21 protein-coding genes are annotated in these 18,747 nt (G+C 63.5%); 16 read left to right on the forward strand and 5 right to left on the reverse strand.

Translation table 11 applies throughout. The features are described 5' to 3' along the window. Nucleotides 1–56: 56 nt before the first annotated feature. Nucleotides 57–779: an SDR family NAD(P)-dependent oxidoreductase gene (locus CH275_RS05420; protein WP_094675958.1), complete on the forward strand. Its 723-nt coding sequence runs from the start codon at nucleotides 57–59 to the stop codon at nucleotides 777–779. Here the strand turns inward: CH275_RS05420 and CH275_RS05425 are convergent. After that, entirely contained in the window at nucleotides 776–2,536 is a 1,761-nt protein-coding gene (locus CH275_RS05425; RefSeq protein WP_094675960.1) for a 2-isopropylmalate synthase, read from the reverse strand. The genes CH275_RS05420 and CH275_RS05425 overlap by 4 nt on opposite strands. 177 nt (nucleotides 2,537–2,713) lie before the next feature. On the opposite strand from CH275_RS05425, the gene CH275_RS05430 reads away from it, so the two are divergent. Both CH275_RS05430 and CH275_RS05435 read left to right on the forward strand, forming a co-directional pair. Further along, nucleotides 2,714–3,394: a FadR/GntR family transcriptional regulator gene (locus CH275_RS05430; protein ID WP_094675962.1), complete on the forward strand. Its 681-nt coding sequence runs from the start codon at nucleotides 2,714–2,716 to the stop codon at nucleotides 3,392–3,394. A 26-nt stretch (nucleotides 3,395–3,420) separates the two neighbouring features. Continuing rightward, entirely contained in the window at nucleotides 3,421–3,903 is a 483-nt protein-coding gene (locus tag CH275_RS05435) for a hypothetical protein (RefSeq protein WP_256990864.1), read from the forward strand. 4 nt (nucleotides 3,904–3,907) lie between these two features. Here the strand turns inward: CH275_RS05435 and CH275_RS05440 are convergent, their stop codons facing one another. Further along, on the reverse strand, nucleotides 3,908–4,288 hold the full coding sequence (locus tag CH275_RS05440; protein ID WP_094675964.1) for a VOC family protein: 381 nt from the start codon (nucleotides 4,286–4,288) through the stop codon (nucleotides 3,908–3,910). 99 nt (nucleotides 4,289–4,387) lie between these two features. Between CH275_RS05440 and CH275_RS05445 the strand changes: the two genes are divergently transcribed. The 8 genes from CH275_RS05445 to CH275_RS05480 all read left to right on the forward strand — a co-directional run bounded on the left by CH275_RS05445 (nucleotide 4,388) and on the right by CH275_RS05480 (nucleotide 11,341). Beyond that, on the forward strand, nucleotides 4,388–5,440 hold the full coding sequence (locus CH275_RS05445) for a YihY/virulence factor BrkB family protein (protein ID WP_094675966.1): 1,053 nt from the start codon (nucleotides 4,388–4,390) through the stop codon (nucleotides 5,438–5,440). A gap of 58 nt (nucleotides 5,441–5,498) precedes the next feature. Then, the gene (locus CH275_RS05450) at nucleotides 5,499–6,476 is read left to right on the forward strand and encodes a bile acid:sodium symporter family protein (RefSeq protein WP_094675968.1); all 978 of its coding nucleotides are present in this window, start codon (nucleotides 5,499–5,501) and stop codon (nucleotides 6,474–6,476) included. Between the two features lie 91 nt (nucleotides 6,477–6,567). Further along, a complete protein-coding gene (locus tag CH275_RS05455) occupies nucleotides 6,568–7,428 on the forward strand; it encodes a hypothetical protein (protein ID WP_094675970.1) in 861 nt (286 codons plus the stop codon). A 161-nt stretch (nucleotides 7,429–7,589) separates the two neighbouring features. Beyond that, nucleotides 7,590–8,582 carry an NmrA family NAD(P)-binding protein gene (locus tag CH275_RS05460; protein ID WP_094675972.1) on the forward strand — a complete coding sequence of 331 codons (993 nt, stop codon included), beginning with the start codon at nucleotides 7,590–7,592 and terminating at the stop codon, nucleotides 8,580–8,582. After that, complete coding sequence (locus CH275_RS05465) at nucleotides 8,579–9,364, forward strand: SDR family NAD(P)-dependent oxidoreductase (protein ID WP_094675974.1); 786 nt, start codon at nucleotides 8,579–8,581, stop codon at nucleotides 9,362–9,364. The genes CH275_RS05460 and CH275_RS05465 overlap by 4 nt, the downstream gene beginning before the upstream one ends. 46 nt (nucleotides 9,365–9,410) lie before the next feature. Continuing rightward, nucleotides 9,411–10,142, forward strand: coding sequence for a TetR family transcriptional regulator (locus CH275_RS05470; RefSeq protein WP_094675976.1), 732 nt, complete (start codon nucleotides 9,411–9,413; stop codon nucleotides 10,140–10,142). Between the two features lie 181 nt (nucleotides 10,143–10,323). Then, on the forward strand, nucleotides 10,324–10,782 hold the full coding sequence (locus tag CH275_RS05475; RefSeq protein ID WP_256990865.1) for a hypothetical protein: 459 nt from the start codon (nucleotides 10,324–10,326) through the stop codon (nucleotides 10,780–10,782). Nucleotides 10,783–10,906: 124 nt separating this feature from the next. Continuing rightward, on the forward strand, nucleotides 10,907–11,341 hold the full coding sequence (locus CH275_RS05480; RefSeq protein ID WP_094675980.1) for a GNAT family N-acetyltransferase: 435 nt from the start codon (nucleotides 10,907–10,909) through the stop codon (nucleotides 11,339–11,341). A 1-nt stretch (nucleotide 11,342) separates the two neighbouring features. On the opposite strand, the gene CH275_RS05485 is transcribed toward CH275_RS05480, so the two are convergent. Then, complete coding sequence (locus tag CH275_RS05485) at nucleotides 11,343–12,512, reverse strand: MFS transporter (RefSeq protein ID WP_094675982.1); 1,170 nt, start codon at nucleotides 12,510–12,512, stop codon at nucleotides 11,343–11,345. Next, a complete protein-coding gene (locus CH275_RS05490) occupies nucleotides 12,512–13,351 on the reverse strand; it encodes a MurR/RpiR family transcriptional regulator (protein ID WP_094675984.1) in 840 nt (279 codons plus the stop codon). The genes CH275_RS05485 and CH275_RS05490 overlap by 1 nt, the downstream gene beginning before the upstream one ends. Nucleotides 13,352–13,493: 142 nt before the next feature. Between CH275_RS05490 and CH275_RS05495 the strand changes: the two genes are divergently transcribed. The 5 genes from CH275_RS05495 to CH275_RS05515 all read left to right on the forward strand — a co-directional run bounded on the left by CH275_RS05495 (nucleotide 13,494) and on the right by CH275_RS05515 (nucleotide 17,817). Further along, nucleotides 13,494–14,069: a tripartite tricarboxylate transporter TctB family protein gene (locus CH275_RS05495; protein ID WP_094675986.1), complete on the forward strand. Its 576-nt coding sequence runs from the start codon at nucleotides 13,494–13,496 to the stop codon at nucleotides 14,067–14,069. Nucleotides 14,070–14,072: 3 nt separating this feature from the next. After that, nucleotides 14,073–15,596: a tripartite tricarboxylate transporter permease gene (locus tag CH275_RS05500; RefSeq protein WP_094675988.1), complete on the forward strand. Its 1,524-nt coding sequence runs from the start codon at nucleotides 14,073–14,075 to the stop codon at nucleotides 15,594–15,596. Beyond that, nucleotides 15,593–16,585: a Bug family tripartite tricarboxylate transporter substrate binding protein gene (locus CH275_RS05505; RefSeq protein WP_094675990.1), complete on the forward strand. Its 993-nt coding sequence runs from the start codon at nucleotides 15,593–15,595 to the stop codon at nucleotides 16,583–16,585. The genes CH275_RS05500 and CH275_RS05505 overlap by 4 nt, the downstream gene beginning before the upstream one ends. Nucleotides 16,586–16,608: 23 nt before the next feature. Then, nucleotides 16,609–17,220, forward strand: coding sequence for a methyltransferase (locus CH275_RS05510; protein ID WP_094675992.1), 612 nt, complete (start codon nucleotides 16,609–16,611; stop codon nucleotides 17,218–17,220). Between the two features lie 177 nt (nucleotides 17,221–17,397). Then, on the forward strand, nucleotides 17,398–17,817 hold the full coding sequence (locus CH275_RS05515) for a DUF4234 domain-containing protein (RefSeq protein WP_094675994.1): 420 nt from the start codon (nucleotides 17,398–17,400) through the stop codon (nucleotides 17,815–17,817). A 137-nt stretch (nucleotides 17,818–17,954) separates the two neighbouring features. Here CH275_RS05515 and CH275_RS05520 read toward each other — a convergent pair whose 3' ends face one another. Continuing rightward, nucleotides 17,955–18,716 carry an EAL domain-containing protein gene (locus tag CH275_RS05520; RefSeq protein WP_094675996.1) on the reverse strand — a complete coding sequence of 254 codons (762 nt, stop codon included), beginning with the start codon at nucleotides 18,714–18,716 and terminating at the stop codon, nucleotides 17,955–17,957. Between the last annotated feature and the right edge of the window lie 31 nt (nucleotides 18,717–18,747).

The raw sequence follows: 18,747 nt of genomic DNA on the forward strand, positions 1-18,747 counted from the left end.
CACGGCATGTAGTCTTGTTTAGGTCTAAACAAGACTACAACGTCGAGGAGACCGAAGTGACACGAACAGTCGTGGTAACCGGAGGCGGCACCGGCATCGGACACGCGATAGCAACCCGCTTCGCAGAAGATGGTGCGCGCGTAATCATTACAGGCCGGCGGCAATCGGCTCTCGATCGCGCCGCCGCAGACATTGCCGGCAACGTCGAAGTGGCCCACTTCGACGCAACGGATGCAGACGCCGTGACGGCGTTCGCAGCAGAGATCGGGCCGGTCGACGTAGTGGTCAACAATGCCGGCGGCAATACCGATTTCGACCGCACATCGCCGAACGGCCTGGGCGACGTTGCCGATTCCTGGCGCGCGAACTTCGAGTCCAACGTGCTCACTACCGTTCTGATGACCACCAGCCTCCTTCCCCGAATGAACGGCGGAGGTACGGTGATCACTATCGGCTCGATCGCCGCAGACAAAGGATCGGGTTCGTACGGAGCAGCCAAAGCCGCCATCGCGTCGTGGAACATCGACCTCGCACGGCAACTCGGTCCCCGATCCATCACCGCGAATGTTGTTGCGCCCGGTTACATTGCCGACACCGAGTTCTTCAGAGACGTGCTCACCGACGACGCGAAGGACGGTATGGCTGCGTCTGCCATGACCAGACGCGCCGGGACACCGCAAGACATAGCCGAGATGGTGCAATTCCTGGCGTCCGATCGCGCCCGTCAGATCACCGCCCAGACATTTGCCGTCAACGGCGGCGAGTGGCCGTCTCGCTAGGTCACCGTATTGGCGGCTCGAACAACCGCGTCGAGGGTGGCCGTCAGGACGGAGCGATCGATCCCTGCCGCCCACTCGGAGCCTGCGGCAGTGCGATATTCGAGCATCGTGACGGCATCACTGTCGTTTCCGGCCCGCACACTGGTCTGGGTCAGTCCGAGAATTTCCACGTGACGGCCGTGAGCGGCCAACGCTTCGACGAGTGCCTCGACCGGGCCCACTCCCCCGTGTGACGTGCTGAAGGACGTGCCGTCGATCTTCAGGGTGACGCAGGTGTCGGCAAAACCGTTGTCATCGTGAGAGTCGAAGCCGACCAACGACACATCGGCGTCGTCGATATCGATGTACTCCTCGCGGAAAATGTCCCAGAGTTGCTCCGCCGACAACTCGGTACCGATCGAATCGGTGCGGGCCTGCACATGCCGGGCGAGGTCGATCTGAAGGCGACGCGGGAGTTCGATGCCGTAGCCGGTTTCGAGAAGATAGGCGATTCCGCCCTTGCCGGATTGCGAGTTCACTCGAATGACAGCGTCGTACGAGCGACCGATGTCGTTGGGGTCGATCGGCAGATACGGCACCCGCCATTCGATCTCGCCCTCGGAGCGACCTTCGCTCGAGGCCCGTGTGCGGTGCTCGGCGAAACCCTTCTTGATGGCGTCCTGGTGCGTGCCGCTGAAGGCGGTGTGCACCAGATCGCCGACGTAGGGATGTCGAGGATGGATCTCGAGCTGGTTGCAGTATTCGACGGTGCGGCGAATCTGGTCGATGTCGGAGAAATCGATCATGGGGTCGATACCCTGCGCATGCAAATTGAGTGCGAGAGTGGCAATATCGACGTTTCCGGTGCGTTCACCGTTGCCGAACACACAACCCTCCACCCGTTGCGCACCGGCCAGGACTGCCAGCTCCGCACAGGCAATTCCCGTGCCGCGGTCGTTGTGCGGATGCACCGAGAGGATCACGCTGTCTCGCCGCGCAAGGTTGTCGTTCATGTACTCGATCTGGTCTGCATAGACATTCGGTGTCGCCACTTCCACGGTGGCAGGCAGATTCAGGATGACCGGCCGCTGCTGCGTCGCGTCCCACAGAGTCGTGACGGCATCGCAGACGTCGAGGACATAGTCGGGTTCGGTGAGATTGAAGACCTCGGGTGAGAACTCGAACCTCACGTTGCGCAGGCCGCCGGCAAGTTCGAGAACATCGGCCGCGCCCGAAAGTATCAGTGAGCGAAGCTCGTTGGCCTCGCGGCCGAGTACCACCTCACGCCACGTCGGAGCAGTGGCGGTGTACATGTGGATCACGACGTCGTTGGCGATGCCGCGAACCGACTCCACTGTTCGTTCGATCAGGTCTCGTCGAGCCGGGGTGAAGACCACCACGGTGACGTCGTCCGGTGCTAGGTCGGTGCAGGCCAGCAGACGCACGAAATCGAAATCGGTCTGCGATGCCGACGGGTAGCCGACTTCGATTTCCTTGTAGCCCATGGCAACCATCAACTCGAAGAACTGCTTCTTGCGGGCAGGATCCATCGGCTCGGGCAGCGCTTGATTGCCGTCGCGGAGATCGACAGGTACCCAGAGCGGTGCCTCGGTCAGCCGTCGGTCCGGCCAGCGACGTTCCGTCAGCGGAATGTCGACTTTGGAGTAGACGTCACGGTAACGATGCGAGGGCATCTGGGAGTGCCGCTGCCGATTCCAGGTGGGTGCGTCGGAGGGAACGGGACCGGCGGGAGTGGACATGGTGGGAAAAGCAGACATGGTGGAGGTACCTGTTCTGATCGGACGGTGAGGCGAACCGGCAGACATCGGGCTCCACGACGGGGTCGCCGGTCCTGGCTATGCCCCGTCGTGGCCGATAAGGAGAAGGCCCGTGAATGTGCGCATGCGAGCAATGTAGCACTACTCCTCAGACAAGCTGAGGAGTAGTGTTCCGGTGTGACCGCGATACGCCGAACATCCTTGGCCGATCAGGCAGCCGAACTGCTGCTTGCCCGAATTCAGTCCGGCGAGTGGCCGATCGGCACCAAACTGCCAGGTGAAACCACCCTTGCCCCCATGTTCGACGTCGGTCGATCGACGATGCGCGAGGCCATCAGGCAACTGGCGGGGCGCGGAATTCTCCTCACCCGACAGGGCTCAGGAGTGTTCGTCGAAGCACTCGACGAGGCACGTACGGAATGGGACCGGGTTCTGCAGCGCGTTCACATCACAGCAGTCCTCGAAGCCCGCCTCGCGATCGAAGGTGAGGCCGCCGTTCTCGCAGCAACCAGGCGCACACCCACCGATCTCGACACCATGCGCAGCTCACTCGACATGCGAAACACCGCTCGCGGCGACGCAGTCGATTTGGTGAACGCGGACATGGCTTTTCACCGCTCCATCGTGGTCGCATCGCACAATGAAATTCTGCTCGGACTCTTCGACTCCATGGCACCACGTCTCCGCGAAGCCATGATCGATATGTTGCGGATCGCGGGATCGTTCGGCGACGATGCAGACCACGACACGCACACCGACGTCGTCGAGGCAATCGCGGCACACGATGCGCACCGGGCTCACACCCTGACTCGCGCGCACCTGCTGGAATTGTCCGAGTCGATGGACCCGTCGACGTGACGGGCCGGCGGGAAAGGAGGAACAAGGTGTATCCGGGATGGGACTACATGCGGAGCGACAGCTTGGTGTGGCGACTACCCTTGTACGCGGGAACAATTGGCCCTGAGGGCAATCCCGCGTTCGAGCCACCCGTTGCGTGGACACGTGCACTCGACGCCGTTGCACGTGACCTCGAGTGCCTTCGATTCGGGCGTGAAGTCAACCTGCGCCCACTCGTCTGGGAGTTCGAGATCACCCCCCAATACTGCGTGATCATCGGGTGGGCCGGGTCCAAGGGCATCGGTGGTTTCGGCCGAGGCGACGGTATGTCGATGGATTCGACATACCACGACGCGGCCGTGTGGGTGGCCGAGACAGTACAAACGGAGTTGGCCGGATACGAATTCGTGCAGTGGCCGAGCCACGGCAAGCACTTGATGAAGCCATGCGCCGACTCGAACGGCCCGCGATGGATAGATCCGCACGACAACACCGTGGTGGCCGATATCGGATCCCTCTGCCTTCCCTGAGGTTTCACACAGGGCTGAGTCGTGTTCGCAGCAAACAGAATTCGTTACCTTCAGGATCGGCGAGCACGTGCCACGACTCCCGGCCGGTCTGACCGATCTCCACTCGTCGTGCGCCGAGGGTAAGAAGTCGCTCGAGTTCGGCGTCCTGATCCCGATCGGTTGCGCTCACGTCGATGTGCAAGCGAGGCTTCGCCTTTTCGGGGTTCTCGTTGCGACTGAAGATAATGGTCGGCTGCGACCCTCCGAACCCGTCGCGCGCACCGATCTCCACGGAACCGTCGTCCTCCCTGTCCAATACGAAGAAGTCCAACACCTCACACCAGAAGGTGGCCAAGGCCTCGGGATCGCGACAATCGAGCACAAGTTCACTGATTCGGCATGCCATGGCGCGAATCTACACCTGGCACAGGGCCGAAAAGTGCGTTGACGGCCGACCCGCCAAACACTTTTGTTTTCATCGGAATTGCCCGGGTATGCGCCCTTGATGGCCGAACACGCTACCGATCCCGCGCCCACCGAGGCAGATCCCGACGATCCCCGTAAGGCGGATTCACCTGCTGATCTGACCAAGCCGTCGTGGATCTACGTACTGAGGAAGACCGTCCGTGAGTTCTCTCGGGATCAGTGCACCGACCTCGCAGCCGCACTCACCTACTACGCCGTACTGTCGCTCTTCCCCGCAATTCTGGCCATTGTGTCGTTGCTGGGCGTGTTCGGTCAAGGGCAGGCCACTGTCGACGGGGTACTGCAGATCGTCGGCGATCTCGGACCCCAATCGGCGGTCGATTCCCTGCGCGAGCCGATCGAACAGCTGGTCCAGGCACCTACCGCGGGCTTCGCGTTGATCATCGGTATCGCCGGAGCGCTGTGGTCTGCGTCCGGCTACGTCGGCGCATTCGGTCGCGCGATGAACCGCATGTACGAGGTGGACGAGGGTAGGCCCATCTGGAAGCTACGTCCGGTGATGCTTCTGGTCACGCTCGTCGCTCTCGTACTCATCGCGCTCGCCGCCGTCATGCTGGCGATCAGCGGACCCGTAGCGAAGGCTGTGGGCGACGCCGTCGGCCTCGGTGACACCGCATTGACGGTCTGGAACATCGCGCGCTGGCCGCTGGTGCTGATCGTTGTAGTGCTCGCGGTCGCGATTCTGTACTACGCAACACCGAATGTGCAGCAGCCCAAGTTCAAATGGATCAGTTCCGGTGCCGCCGTCGGCATCATCGTGTGGATTCTCGCCACCGTCGCATTCGGCTTCTACGTCGCGAACTTCTCCAGCTACAACAAGACCTACGGCTCACTCGCCGGAGCCATCGTGTTCCTGCTGTGGCTTTGGATCACCAACTTGGCCTTGCTGTTCGGAGCCGAGCTGGACTCCGAACTCGAACGTGGCCGTCAACTCCAGGCGGGCATCGTCGCCGAGAAGCGCCTGCAATTGCCGCCCCGGGACACCCGCGTGTCGAACAAGAACGACGAGAAGGATGCACAGGCCGTCGAGCAGGGCCGCAAGCTGCGGGAGGAACACAACCCGAAACAGTGAGCTCAGCGAAAGGGCTAGACTACGCGACGCCGTGCCCAACCACCTTTGGAGTCTCCACATGCCCGAGCTGAAGACCGTCAGCGAATTCACCGGCAAGTGGTTCGCCCTGATCGTCGTGGCGGCGGGAGCGCTGGCCCTGATCACTCCCGACACGTTCAGCGGCGGCACACCGGCCGTTCCGTGGCTGCTGTCGATCATCATGCTCGGTATGGGAATGACGTTGCAGCTCTCCGACTTCGCCGTGGTGGCCCGTCGACCATGGGCACTGCTGCTCGGTGTTGCCGCGCAGTTCATCGCGATGCCTCTACTCGGACTGGGTATCGCCAACGTGCTCGGCCTCTCCGCTGCGCTCACTGCCGGAATGGTGTTGGTCGGCTCCGCACCGGGCGGTACCGCGTCCAATGTGATGGTCTATCTGGCCAAGGGCGACACCGAACTGGCGGTGGCTATGACGTCGGTGTCCACCTTGCTCGCCCCGATTCTCACGCCGCTGTTGGTGCTCTGGCTCGCCGGTGAATACCTCCCGGTCGACGCCGGTGGACTGTTCGTCTCGATCCTGCAGATCGTGCTGGTACCCGTCGTACTGGGAGTTGTTCTGCGCCTGCTCTTCCCGAAGATCATCAACCGCATGCTCGACGGTCTGCCGCTCGTTTCCGTCGCCGGAATCACCGCCGTCGTCGTTCTCGTCGTGGCCGCCAGCGCATCGACCTTGCTGTCCATCGGTGCACTCATCGTCGTGGCCGTGATACTGCACAATTCGCTCGGACTCGCCGTGGGCTACGGAATCGGCAAGGCGTGCGGACTCGACGTCGCCAGCCGACGCGCCATCAGCATCGAGGTGGGAATGCAAAATTCCGGCCTGGCCGCTGCACTCGCGTCGGTCCATTTCAGCCCCGCAGCGGCTTTGCCCGCGGCCATCTTCTCGGTGTGGCACAACGTCTCGGGCTCACTGCTCGCCAGCTACTGGTCTCGGCGTTCGATCGAACCGAAGCAGGCCGACCGCGCGGTGGAGTCCGCAACAACGACTCCGAAGTGAAGAAGTCGGGTGCAGCTGACCGCGGTGAGCGCGGTCAGCTGCACCCGATTGCAACGTTCTGCTGCGACATCCGAGCGACTACCGTGGGCGAATGCTCCGCAAGTGGCTCGCGCTGATCGTTGTCGTGATCCTCGGCGCGGCATGGTGGAACATCACCACCCCCGATCGGCCGGTCGCCGCCATCGTTGCAGCCGACTCACTCGAGTGCCCCGTTCCCTACCCGATCGGTCAGAGATCTGCCGACCCGCTGGCCAGGGTTCCGGACGACTTCGTTCCGACCGCTGCGATAACGTGCAGCCCACACCTGAGCGAGACGGTAGCTGCAGACCGGTCCGTCGGGTACCTCGAACGTCGCTGGGAAGGCGACTTCTCCCGATCGATCGAGCTTCTCAATCGACATTCGGAGCACCCAGCGTGGTTCGAGAGCAGTTGCGACACGTCCACCTATCTCCTCGCAGATCTGGAACGATTCTGGCTGCTCGACGATCACGGCCGCGCGGTTCGTGCCGGCTTTCCCGTGGACTCATGCGGATTGCCGAAGCCAGGTGGCCTCGCCGAAATCATGACGCTGACCCAGGCCTCCACGACCGAGCATCGAATCGTGTTGGCGGATCAACAGATCGAAGACATGTACTCGTGCTCAGCGGTGTACCGGCCGCCGAATGCTGGGATCGGTAGGCCGACCGGGCTGTCGACGGGAACCACGTTCTGTCGATTCGACTCGACGACATTCGACGGCACCACCTCGAGCGATATGCCGGTCCAATTCGATTCGCTTTCATTCGCACCCGACTGCCCGTCATCCGCTTCCACAGTGGTGACAGCTCAGTTCTCCGATGACACGTACTCTCGGCGACAACTGACCATCGAGCTCGACGGATGCCACCGTGTCATTCCGGACGGCTATGCGCCGCTTCAGGCATCGGCCGCCCTCCTGGCGTCTTTCTCGTAGCGCAACCCCGGCGACTCCTGCTCCACTCTCCGGCCCTGTCGGCGCTGACCCCTGTGTGCATCTACGGCACCCCGAACTCGAGCCCTTGCGTTATGTGCATTCGCTATGCAATATTCGCAACAACGCTTTGCATCCGCCGAGCTCACCGTCGAGGAGGCCCCATGATTACCGTGACCAGCGCCGCGGGTGGCGTCGGCCGCTTGCTCGTTCGACAGCTCGCCAGGCAGGAAGTGCCGGTTCGGGCGGTGGTCAAGAACGCGGCGCAAGCCGAGACCACCCGCAGGGACGGGGCCGTCGAGGTCGTCGTCGGTGACCTCAGATCGGAAGACACACTGAACACCGCCCTGGCCGGGGCTGACGTCCTGTACCACGCGGCACCGACCCAGATCATCGACGAAAAACCCATCATCGATCACCTGATCGAATTGGGACCGGCAAACGGGTTGCAACACATCGTTTTTCACTCCGTGATTCATCCGGACCTGCATCAGCTGACGCACCATCATCAGAAGGACATCGCCGAACGAATGCTGCGCAGCAGCGGCATCCCCACTACGGTGCTCCGACCGTCGCACTACATGCAGAACTACCTGGAAGTGTGGGAATTCCTGCAGGCCGGAGTCATGCCCTACCCGGTTTCGCCGGACAGCGTCATGGGCGTTGTCGATGTAGCCGACGTCGCCGAAGCAGCCGCCAACGTCCTCATCGACCCATCGCCGCACACCGGGCGGGTCTACGACCTGTCCACCGTGGAACTGACACGACACGAGATGGCGCAGATCTGGTCCGAGGTACTCGGCCACCGGGTCACCGCCATTCGGATCCCGCCGTCGTCGTTGACGAACTCGCTGAACGTGCTGCCTGCACTCGCCTCGGTCGTCGGGCATGCAGTGCAATCGACGAAACTGAGCTCCATCGGCCACCTCGTTCGTGGTGCCAAGGCCGCGTCGAACCCTCGTGACATGAAGAATTGGCCCGCCGATGCACGAGATGCGTACCGCACGATGATGACCCACTACGACGGCCACGGCCTACCGGCCGGAGACCTGACGGTTCTTCCGACTCTGCTCGGGCGCACACCGACGTCGTACGAGGAGTTCGCACGGCGCTCGGCGGCTGAGCTCGGGCGCATGCCCGCCGGATCAGACCGATGAACTTCTTAGGTTCTCGCTACCGGCCCGGCCGCTCCTTGATCACCGGTGCGAGTTCCGGCATCGGTGCCGAGTTCGCCCGAGCGCTGGCCGCCCGAGGCTCCGATCTCGTACTCGTCGCACGACGCGAAGACCGCCTGACCACGTTGGCGGAGGAGCTCGAGCAAATCCATGGAATCCATTGCCGCACAGTGGCGTGGGACCTCTCGCAGGACGCGAGCGGACGTCGACTGCGCGAGGTCGTACCCGAGCGTATCGATCTCGTCGTCAACAACGCAGGGTTCGCCGTACAGGGACCGTTCGCAGACGGCGATGCCGACGACTTCGAGCGCCTCATCGCCGTCGACATCCGCGCTGTCGTGGACATCTGCTCGGCCTTCCTCCCCGACATGATCGACCGCAGGAGCGGCACCATCGTCAACGTCGCCAGCACCACTGCGTTCCAGCCCGTCCCGTCACTGGCGGTGTACGCGGCCGCCAAAGCCTTCGTGCTCAGCTTCAGCCAGTCCCTGTGGTACGAATCGGCACAGCACGGAGTCAGAGTGTTCGCGCTCAATCCCGGCCCGACGCGTACCGAATTCTTCGACGTCATCGGAGACACCGCCGCAGCGGCCGGCAGCTACCAAACACCGACCGAGGTTGTCGCCACTGCGATGCGCACACTCGACGCCAGACGGTCTCGCCCGCAGGTGATCTCGGGCCGGCGAAACACCGTTCAGGCCGTTGCGGCAGGTCTCGTTCCCGCCCGAGTTCTACTGCCCACCCTCGCACGGATGCTCCACTAGGTTCGAGCCGAACGCGGCACCTGACGAGGAATGTAGTGTCACCAACATGGCCAGGGTCTCCAGATTCACACTCGCCGATCGGCAGGAAGCGGTCGCACGTGCTTTCGGCGGTTCCGAGAGTCCGGCGACCGTGGCGACCTCACTGGGCATCCACACCACGACGCTCTACCGATGGGCCGGATCTTCGGTCACCGACGAACCCGGGCCCGCAACGGCCCGACTGATCGAGGCCACCCAGGAACTGCTGCGGCACGCCGACTACGCCGACATCACGATCGAAAGCGTCGCTCTCCGATGCGGTCTCGCTTCGAGAACTGCGTTCCACCACTTCCCCACCAAACGCGAACTCTTCCAGGCCGCCGTCGACGACGCCGCCACCGTGCTCATAGACCGCATCCACGAGAAATCGACAGCCGCCACCTGGCCGGACAGTCCACTCGAACAGCTACAGACATTTCTTCGCATCGCGGCAGCAAGCATCTACGACACCCCGCGCACCCACGTACTGTTCCGCAATCTAGGTGTACCGAGATCCGAGGGCTCGGCAGAACGCTGGCACGACAGTTTCGTCGACGCGATAGCCCAACTGCTTCGGGCGGCCGCAAGCGCAGGCCAAATCGACAGCGGCACAGACGTAGTCGCTGCAGCACGCATACTCACCGGTGCAATGCGCGGTGTACATACGGCGGTATTCGAGGGCGTGGATGCCGATACTGCGCTGAGCCTCGTCGAGAGGGTTCACCTCCTGATCCCGCCTCGATCGCAGTCGGCGGGATGAACACACGCGTGGACGACACGAACCCGCAGTTCGACCCTCGGACCGATGGTCGAGCACGGTACCCGTGAACGCCTGAAGCCGGCGGTCGACGAAGCACGTCGACCGGCCTGGAGCTGATCGACGTCGTCCATCGTCGAGGACTGCAGGTCCGCTGTCGCCTGGCTTCCCATATGCTCGGTCGGTGAGATCTCGGATGATGTTTCGCGGGGTATGGTTCCTACTCGCCGCGCTGGCGGTGGCTCATGCCGTCTCCTCGGGCCTCTCACCTGTCGCAGGTGTGTCGATGTCGTGTGGGAAGATCGGTGAGCCCGGCGTGGACATGGCTCGAGCTGAAATTTCCTGTACTGACTCACTTTTCACTGCTGTCGGTGCGGTGCCGCTCGTGTTGCTCGCGGTTCTGCTCGCTGCCCCGTTCATCGTTGCGGGCACCGTCTTGAACAAGCGTGCGTCGTGGCTGGCAACCATCGCGTTGGCAGTCTTTGCCGTCTACGGCTTGCTGAACTGGACGGGGTTCTGGGTTCTGTTGCTTGTCGGCGCTCTTCCCGGAGCAATCATTGCTTCCATCGTCTCAGCACTGCAACCTGACTTTCGCCGAACTCACCGCTACGACGTCGATCGACAAGCGCCCCGGCAAGTGTGATCTGGCGAAGCTACGAAATACAGTCCCGGGTCGTAGCCGATCCGACCCTCGCGCGAGAATTGTCCCGTCGCACAAGACGTCAACCGCCGGGACCACGCGGCTCCCCAGATGAAAGTGGACCTCCGTGCCGAATCTCCACCATGCTCCGCTTACGCGCGTAGACCCGAGCACCCTCTACCGCATCATGGCGCTTCGGGTCGAAGTGTTCGTGCACGAGCAGAAAATCGTGGACGAGGTCGAACTCGACGGCGCGGACCTACTCGCTACGACGGAGTTGTTCTGGATACAGGACGAACGCGGCGACGTGCTGGCCACCCTCCGCGTCCTCGTCGACGACACCGTCCACATAGGCCGGGTCGCGACCGCGGTCGAGGGTCGTGGACGCGGCTATGCCGGTGAACTCGTCGAGGCGGCACTGAAGGCATACCCCGGGGTGGTCGAAATCTCCGCGCAAGCGCACCTCGAAAAGTGGTACGGGCGCTTCGGATTCGTTCGAGTGGGAGAGTCGTACCTGGAAGCGGGAATCCCGCACGTGAAGATGCTGACCCGCGCCGGTTGAGTCACGGCCGACTCCTCGGGTGCGAGGCTGCAACGATCGATCCCCCGAGCACGAGCGCATTGCCCAGCAGAATGCCCGTCACCCCGAACGGCCCGGCGATGGCGCCGACAGTCAGCGGAATGAGGATCTGCGCAGATCTGTTGGCCGACATACGCAATCCCAGCGCCTCCCCCTGCGTGGATTTCGGCACGATCGACACCACCCACGACATCGTCAGAGGCTGCGGAATACCGAGCGCGATTCCGAGCGCGATCATGACGCCGATGGCACCCACGGCCTGCACGAACGGCAGTACCGCGAGAGCCACAGCGCCGGCCGCGAGCGAAACATTGAGCAACACAGTGCGACCGAACTTCGCGTCCAGCCGTCCGAGACCGACGCGGCTCACCACCGATACTCCGGCACGCAACGCCAGCAACCACCCCACCGTCGTCACCGATACTCCACGCTCGACGGCCCACGCAGGAACGAACGCGTACAGCAGATCGACGGTCACCAGCACTGCGCCGCTGACCGTCAACGATTGCCACATGCCCGGCAGCTTCAGCAATTTGAGCCCCGACGCCTCCCCCTCCGCGGGCTTCTGCGCCCGAATGTGGTTGCGGCCGAGCATCAAGAACAATGCGGTGGGCAGCGCTACCGCGGTGAAGGCACCGGCAGTGAGGATGCCTGCCGTCGTATTGGGGCTCTCGACGCTCGCACCGCCGAACCTCGACGCAATGGCCGTCACAGCGAGCGGCCCCACCAGCTGGCCCATCGAGGCCGCGGCAGTCAGTGCACCGAAGGCACTTTCGTTCTTGCCGTCGACGTGCACGTGCGCGACGAACGCCTGCTGTCCGATCATGATGAGCAGATTGCCAAGACCGAACGCAGCCGTACACGCGAGCAATGCCCACATTGCCGAAAACGCAACGAGTACACCGGTTGCGATCGAGCACAATACAATTCCCGATACGATCACCACCGGCCCGCCGAACCTGTCGGCGATGCGCCCGATCGGCAGAGCCGCCAATACTGCGGGCGCAGCGAACAGTGCCGCGATCACCGCCAGCGTTCGAGTGTCGGCACCCTCGGCGATCGCCCGATAGCCGATCATCAACCGGACACCGACCCATCCGGCCTGCGCCGTCGTCGCCTGTACGGTCAGAGCAATCGAGTCGCGAGAGGCCATCAGCGCAAGGGTATTTCGTCGGTTCCCCCCACGAGCCGCGACACATCGTTGATGTCGTCGCGCACGGCACCGTACCGATCGGGATCGAGGTGGAAGATCGCCAGCTGCAAGGCATACGCAATCGCGATGGGAATGATGAGAGTGTTGTATTCGGAATCGTCGCCTCGTTGCGCGACGAGGAGATGCGTCGGCGCGGGCCTGAAGTGATATCCGGGCGCATCGCTGATGAGGATCGACGTACCGCCCCGTCGCTCCGCCTCACGAACCAGAGCAGGCAGCTGAGACGGTGCCTCGCGCAGTGCGAATGCGATGAGGATGGAGTCCTCGGTGAAGCTGACGAACCGCTCGGCGAGGTCCTTTCCCCCGAGACCGAGCTCGACGACGACCAGGCCGAGTCTGCGGAGACGGCGTGCGAGCATGTCAAGGGCAGGACGCTCGTCGGCCTTGGAGAACAGGTACACCACCCGCGACCGATGAATGGAGGTCGCTACGTCCACCAGCTGCTCCTGCGGAATGAAGCTCGACAATCGCTCCAGTGCACGCGCCTCGTCACGGGCGAAGACGGCCAGCTCGTGACCGGTATCGCTGCGCATCAGAGCAGACGAGGCGATGGGTACGGGGTTGTCGCGTTCGAGATCGGCGCGCAGGTCCGGAAACCCGCTGTAGCCGAGCTTCTGCGCCAACCGCACGACGGTCGACTCATGTGTCTGCGCGCGGGCCGCAACCGGAGCCGCACGCAGAGTCGACGGATCGGGCTCGCCGAGAAGCACCGCGACGACGCGTTTTTCGGACGCACTGAGCGACTTTCCGCTGCTGGCAACCACTGTTCGGAAGCTCATACCCTCCACTTTCCACTGTGTCTGTTGACACACTCAACCACAATCCTGTAAACCTGTGCAAGATTGCAAGTGATCCACAGCACAGCAATCCGGCCGACCCTCCAGGCCACATCCGAACTTATCGTCAGAAAGGCGGCCGGCCGTGAAGACACTGCTCGGCACACAACACACGATCGAATGGATCGTGCTCGGCGCGACACTGGTCGTCGGCTTGGCGACGGTCACCATGGCAACCGGCTACGGCGTCGCTGCCGACCCCGGCGTCGGCGCGGGGTTCCTGCCGCTGGTCGGCGGACTCGGCATGATCCTCGGCGGCGCGATGTGGGCGATACAGCTCGTCCGAGCACCGCGGACTACGGCCATCGAGCCGGAGCTGGAGCTCGAACCCGCAACCTCGGCAGCCGTCGCCTTCCTCTCCAGCGACAACGAGGAGGACGCCGACGAGACCGAGCTTCCCGACCGCGCGGGCTGGATCAGAATCGGAGTCGTGGTCGCAGCGATCGCCGGAGCGGCGCTGGTCCTACCCACCCTCGGTTACACCCTGTCCATGGCACTGATGCTCGCCGTCGTCCTGATGTTCGTGGGCAAGCGCACCCCAGTGGTCGCCATCGGCGTCGCAGTGGCCACCACGTTGGCCACCCGACTGGTGTTCGACGTCTGGCTCGGTACGGCCCTGCCTGCCTCCTCCATTCCGTTCCTCGCCGATTGGGGGATGTGAGCCATGGGTTTTCCTGATCTGATGGCAGGCTTCGTCAACGTCCTCACTCCGACGCATCTGCTGTTCGCACTTCTCGGTTGCGTGCTGGGCATGCTCGTCGGTGTGCTGCCCGGCTTCGGCCCAGCCGCCGCGGTGTCACTGCTGATCCCGATCACCTTCGGGCTCGACGCCACCACAGCTCTGATCATGCTCGCCGCCATCCTGTACGGCGCAGCGTTCGGTGGCACCGTCACCGCTGTGCTGCTGCGCATTCCCGGTGAGGCCTCGTCCATCGCGACCACCCTCGACGGCTACGAGATGGCCAAGAGCGGACGCGGTGGCCCTGCCCTCGTGGTCGCCGCCCTCGCCTCGTTCGTCGGCGGACTCGTCGGCGTCGTCGGATTCGTCGTCGTCGCACCGTTCAGCCGATTCGCACTCGAATTCGGTGCACCCGAACTGTTTCTCGTCGCCCTGCTCGGCATGGCCCTGATCACCAGCTTCTCGGGCAACAACCCCGCGAAGGCCCTGATCAGCGTCGGACTCGGACTGGCCATCGCGTCGGTGGGCATCGACTCCGGCCAAGGCATCCAGCGATTCACGTTCGGCATGCCGGAACTGTTCGACGGCGTAGCACTCGTGGCCGTCGTGATGGGCTGCTTCGGCCTCACCGAAATCCTCATCCAAGCCCGCTCGGCGGGCGGTGCCGGCCGACGACCACTCGCCGTCGGCAAGCTGCTGCCCACCAAGACGGACCTCAGCAGGTCAGCGGGGCCGACGATGCGAGGCTCGATCATCGGCTTCTTCATGGGACTGTTGCCCGGATCCCCCGGTGCCGCAACCTCACTCGCGTCCTACGCGATGGAGAAGAAGCTCACCAAGCGGCCGGGACAATTCGGTAAGGGAGCCGTGGAGGGTGTCGCCGGACCGGAATCGGCCAACAACGCACTCGCACTGTCGTCGATGATTCCACTGTTCACGCTCGGTATCCCCACTTCCGCCACGGTCGCAATCATGGCCAGCGCCTTCACCATCAACGGACTGATCCCCGGCCCACTGTTGTTCCGCGACAACCCCGAGGTCGCCTGGACCATCATCGCCAGCTTCCTCGTCGGCAACATCATTCTGCTGATCCTCAACGTGCCACTGGTGCGCCTGTGGATCGCGGTACTGAAGATCCCTTTCCACTACCTGATGGCGATGATCCTGGCCTTCATGTTCCTGGGCGTCTACAGCATCAACGGCAGCGTCTTCGACATCTTCATCATGCTCGGCGCAGGCGTCATCGGATACCTGTTCCACCTCACCAAGATTCCGCTCACTCCTCTCGTCCTGGCGTTGATCCTCGGACCACTGCTGGAAGAGAACTTCCAACGCTCACTGTCACTGGCCCGCGGTGACTACGGCGTTTTCGTCGAAGGCCCCATCAACAAGGTTCTTCTGCTCGTCTTCATCGCAGCCGTTCTGTTCGGAATGCTGCGCCCCGTCCTGGCTCGCATCCTCTCCCGCCGCGCCACCGCGAACCACCCCATCAAGGAGTCCGTCTCATGAGAACACTGCCCATCCTCGTCGCGGCCATCTCCACCGCCGCGCTGATTGCCGGATGCAGCTCGAGTACAACCGATTCGGGGGCACCGTTCCCACGCGACGGTGCCACGGTCGAATGGGTCGTCCCGTCCGCCGCAGGCGCAGGCAATGACATCCTGGCCCGCATCATGGCACCGGCCATGGAGGCCGAACTGGGCGTGCCGGTGAAAGTCGTCAACAAGGAGGGCGGCAGCCAGGTCGTCGGCCTGAACTACCTGGCCAACGCGAAACCGGACGGCGAGACCATCGGCTTCACAAACATCCCGTCGATCCTCGGGCGATACCTGGACCCGAGCAAGAAGGCCGGGTTCGATCGCGAAAGCTTCTCGCCCATCGGCTCGTTCGCGTCGAACGACATCGTGATCGGGGTCAACAAGTCCAGCCCCTACGCGGACATCGGCGAACTGTTCGATGCGGTGAAGGCCAACCCGGGCACCATCACGGTGGGCACCGACTCCCGCGCGGGCGACGACCACGTCAACCTGCGCACCCTCGAAGACACTCTGGGCCTGGACTTCAACATCGTTCACTACAACAGTGGTGCGGACAAGATCTCGGCACTGGTCTCCGGCGAAACCGATTTCGCGCTCGGCGGAGTATCCAGCTTCTACGGCCAGTTCGCCTCGGGTGAGGTGAACATCCTCTCGGTACTCACCGAGGAGCGAAACAAGCTCATCCCCGACGTACCGACGCTGGCGAGCGAGGGATACGACGCCCCGTTCATGACCAACAACTTCGCCATCAGCGCCCCCGCAGGTACCCCAGACGCGACGATGACCACGCTGCAGAATGCCCTCGAGACCGCACTGGCCGACCCGACCGTTGCCGAGAAGCTCACCGGCGCAGCGACACAACCCGATTGGGTCTCCGGGGCCGACGTCGCGACCCTGTGGGAACAGCGGGAAACCGAGATCGAGCCGATCATCGCCGAACTGCTCGCCGACCAGCAATAAGTCTCCAGAAAGGCATTGATCTTATGAGTACCGAAACCTATTCCACCACTGCCGTATCCGACGATATGATCGAACGCTTCTCTCGTGTGCCCGCCGCCAACGTCGGCGACGCCCAGGAACGCTTCGGCATCATCGCCGGGCTCCGCCCCATCTGGGCAGGCGCAGCGGTCACCGGCCGCGCCTACACCGTATGGACCCGGTCGGGCGACAACCTCTATATCCACAAGGCTCTCGACGACGCCCGCCCCGGCGACGTCATCGTCGTCAACGGTTCGGGTGACGACACCCGCGCCCTCATCGGAGATCTGATCGGTATCCGTGCGAAATCACTGGGTATCGCGGGCTTCGTCATCGACGGTGCCGTTCGCGACGCCGACGCGTTGGCCGAACTGGGACTACCCGTCTTCGCCCGAAGCGTCACACCGGCCGGGCCCTACAAGAATGGACCGGGTCGCCTGAACGAGCCTGTCGCACTGGGAGGTGTCGTCGTCTGCCCCGGTGACGTCATCGTCGCCGACGCAGACGGGGTGGTCGTGGTCAAGAGCGTCGATGTGGACGACGTCATCGTCGCGGCCGAGGACGTGGTGGCACGTGAGGCCTCGAAGCGGGAGAGCTTCTCGTCCGGTATGCGCTAGACAAGTCGAATCCCGGATGGGCGAATTTTGCTCCACTCCGGAGCCCTGGTTGCGGGATCCCCGCAACCAGGGCCGTCGAGTGGAGCAAACAATCCAGGACACAACACCGGTCGCCGTGGCAGAATCGCCGGGTCCATGAGTGCGCAAAGGTTGCACTCGACGAGTGCTGGGAGCATCATGACCAACCCCGTTGCCCAGGGAAGCGCGATGAAGCGGCGCAACCCCGTTGTCGTCTGGATCCTGTTGCCCCTCATCACCTTGGGCATCTACCACCTCGTCTGGTACTACCTCATTCACCGTGAGATGGCGGACTTCGACCGTCGCAAGGTGAATGCACCCGTCGCCGGGCCGCTACTGGTGATCCTGCTCCTGAGCTGGACCATCATCGCGCCACTGATCAGCTACTACAACACCGGAAACCGCATCGCCGACGCCCAACGCGCGGCCGGCCTCCAGCCGACGTGCAGCTCGATCGTGGGGCTTCTGCTCACCTTCGTCTTCGGACTGCAGAGCCTCTACTACCAGATGGAGCTGAACAAGATCACGGCGCGCTACAACGATGTCGAGCCGGGAACCGTAGTGCCGCTGGCGGTCTGACCTACTCCTCAGGCTTCGGTCACACCTCGTGTAGATCCCGGGGCGTCGAGTGGAGCAGAACTTGCTGAGCCCCGACCCCGCGGGTGCGAGGCGCCGGAACGACAGAACTTCTCGGCCCGCAGCCGCTGAACACCGCCTCAGACCAGCAGATCCACCGCTGCAGGGCGGCCCAATCGGTAGCCCTGCAGCAAGTCTGCCCCGATCGACGTGGCCGCCTCGAGATCGTCGTCGGTCTCGATGCCCTCGAACACGCACCGAGCCTCGGTCTTTCGTGCGAACTCGAGTACCAGTTCGGCCAGGGCCGACTTCGCTCTGTTGTTCCTCATGTCGCGGACGACGAAGGCGTCGAGCTTGACGATCTCCGGTTCGAGCAGAACGAGGTGACGCATTCCCGCGTACCCGGATCCCACATCGTCGACCGCTATCGCGACCCCGCCCCGTCGGAGTTCGCCCACTACGGCCAGCACCGCGTCCTCGTCGTCGAGGGCGGCATGCTCGGTGATCTCGACGACCAGTGGCCGACGTGTCGCGACGTCGCGAAGCAACTCCACCAGTGCAGCATCGGCCAACAGCGTTGCCGCGCTGAGGTTCACCGCAACGAAAGGTCCGACCGGCAGACGAGTGGCTTCGTCCAAGGCCTTGACGGCGGCCGATCGGTCCAGAGCAGGCCCGAGGCCGCACTGCGCCGCGTCGGCGAACCACGCTTCGGTGGCACCGCCGCCGGCCGGAAAGCGAGACAGGGCCTCGTATCCCTCGATCTCGCCGTCGCACGCACGCACGATCGGTTGGAAGACGATACTCGGCCCACCGCCGGCGATCACCGCCTCCACCCGCCGCCTCGACCGCAACAACGTCGAGCGCAGCGGTGTGGACGCGGCCCTAGTCGACGGGATCGGCATGCGCTGCGGTGGCTCCGATCATGGTGCGATA

Origin of the sequence: Rhodococcus sp. 06-235-1A (assembly GCF_002258785.1) — a bacterium.
GTDB lineage: Bacteria > Actinomycetota > Actinomycetes > Mycobacteriales > Mycobacteriaceae > Rhodococcoides.